We start from the raw sequence: 2,233 nt of genomic DNA, 5'->3' as shown, positions 1-2,233 counted from the left end.
GTTAATTATGTTGAATCTTTATGGACGACAATTCACCTCTCGTCTTATGTTAGGTACAGCGCAATATCCTTCTCCTGCCATCCTTCGTGATGCTATTCATAAATCGAATACAGAAATTGTAACCGTTTCATTACGTCGAGAAAGCGCAGGTAGAAAACAAGGAGGGCAGTTTTGGCAATTCCTTCAAGAGCTCGATATAACGATACTTCCCAATACCGCTGGTTGTTATACTGTTAAAGAAGCGGTGACAACAGCCCATTTAGCTCGTGATCTCTTTAAAACCTCTTGGATTAAACTCGAAATTATTGGTAATTCAGATACCTTACAGCCAAACGTCTTTTCTTTAATTGAAGCAGCAAAAATTTTAAACAATGAAGATTTCAAAATTTTTGCCTATACAACCGATGATCTCATTGTTGCTGAAAAACTCTTAGATGTTGGCTGCCGTGTCATTATGCCTTGGTGTGCCCCTATTGGATCAGCCAAAGGCCCTCATCATACCGATGGACTGCGTTCTATCCGTGCTTATCTTCCAGATGTTACTCTTGTTATTGATGCCGGCATCGGGCGCCCATCCCATGCCGCTGTTGCTATGGAACTGGGTTATGATGCGGTCCTTCTTAATACCGCAGTTGCTAAAGCAGGTGATCCTGTTTTGATGGCTGAGGCCTTTTCCAAAGCTATTCAGGCAGGGCGTATGGGGTATAAAGCAGGTATTCTCGAAGCACGCAATATCGCGGTCCCTTCAACTCCCGTCATTGGTAAAGCGGTATTTTGATGAAATTGGATCCTTTTTACCTCATTGTTGATACTGCTGAGTGGGTTGAACGTTTGATTCCTCTTGGTGTCAAACTCATACAATTGCGTATGAAAAATGAAGATCTTAAAACGATCCGTCAACATACCAAGCGTGCAAAAAACATATGTGATAAATGGGGGGCACAATTAATTATTAATGATCATTGGATCATAGCCATTGATGAAAAATGCAATTTTATTCATCTTGGGCAAGAAGATCTATGCAATGCTGATCTCCTTGCAATTCGTAAAAATGGTATAAGATTTGGTCTTAGCACCCATGATGAACATGAATTGGATATCGCGCTCTCTGTTAATCCTGACTATATTGCTCTTGGTCCTATTTATCCGACAATCTTAAAAAAAATGAAATGGAAACCTCAAGGATTAGAAAAAATTAAACAATGGAGAAAGCGAATTGGTGCTTTACCTCTCGTTGGCATTGGTGGTTTAACACCAGAACGTGCAGTTTGTGTTTTAAAAGCAGGAGCCAATAGCGCTGCTGTTGTGACTGACATTATCCTCCATAAAAAACCTGAAGAGCGGGTACAACAATGGATCAAGGGGACCCAACCATGGCGTTAACGCCTTCTATTCTCATTGTTGCGGGTACTGATCCAACAGGAGGTGCTGGCATTGTTCGTGATATAGAAACCTCTACGCATTTTCAAATAAAAGCAAATTTAGCAATTACTTGTGTTAACGTACAAAATGATCATCACGTTGCTGAAATTGTTCCCATGAATGAAAAACTTATCGCCGCGCAAATGCGCATAGCCTTAGAAGCTAATCCTATCAGCGCAATAAAAATTGGTATGACAGGAAATCAAGCAATTATAGCAGCAATTTGTCATGTCCTCGAAGATTACCCCCATATTCCGGTTATTCTTGATCCTGTGCTGGTTGCCTCATCAGGAGGAAAACTGACAACAGAAAAAATCATAGAAATTATGATCAATCAGCTTCTCCCACATGTCACTCTTTTAACACCAAATAGAGATGAACTTGCTCTTCTTAGCCAAACCCCATTGGCATCTCATGATAAGCAAGCAATACAACAAGCAAAAAAACTTTTGTCATTGGGAGCTCGCTCTATTTTAGTAAAAGGGGGACATGCAGATGGTCCTCTTGCAATTGATAGATTCATTGACAAAACTGAAATCATCAATATTTCTGCTCCACGTTTAAAAGGAACAATGCGTGGAACAGGTTGCATTCTCTCAAGTGCTATTGCAGCCCATTTGGCACTCAATGAACCTCTTATTTCAGCTGTAAAAAAAGCAAAAATATATACCCACACATTGCTTTTAAACCATTGTAAAAACAGTTTTTAAAAGTCTTAGTATTTCTCATAAAAGTAATATTATTCTTTTATTTATAGAGTTAATATTTTTAATAAAAATTATTAACAAAGCTAAAAATATAATAATAAAAC

3 protein-coding genes are annotated in these 2,233 nt (G+C 38.8%); all 3 read left to right on the top strand.

The features are described from left to right. Positions 1 to 7 precede the first annotated feature (7 nt). Genes ACFIO3_RS11910 through ACFIO3_RS11900 form a run of 3 tightly spaced genes read left to right on the top strand, consistent with a single transcriptional unit; the run spans position 8 to position 2,132 of the window. The gene (locus tag ACFIO3_RS11910) at positions 8 to 778 is read left to right on the top strand and encodes a thiazole synthase (protein WP_375607737.1); all 771 of its coding nucleotides are present in this window, start codon (positions 8 to 10) and stop codon (positions 776 to 778) included. After that, positions 778 to 1,383, top strand: a complete 606-nt coding sequence (locus ACFIO3_RS11905) for a thiamine phosphate synthase (protein ID WP_375607738.1) — start codon at positions 778 to 780, stop codon at positions 1,381 to 1,383. The genes ACFIO3_RS11910 and ACFIO3_RS11905 overlap by 1 nt, the downstream gene beginning before the upstream one ends. Continuing rightward, positions 1,374 to 2,132, top strand: coding sequence for a hydroxymethylpyrimidine/phosphomethylpyrimidine kinase (locus tag ACFIO3_RS11900; protein WP_375607739.1), 759 nt, complete (start codon positions 1,374 to 1,376; stop codon positions 2,130 to 2,132). The genes ACFIO3_RS11905 and ACFIO3_RS11900 overlap by 10 nt, the downstream gene beginning before the upstream one ends. Positions 2,133 to 2,233 lie beyond the last annotated feature (101 nt).

Source organism: Bartonella sp. AD328YNZD (genome assembly GCF_042196425.1).
This window is presented reverse-complemented; position numbering and strand designations above follow the sequence as displayed.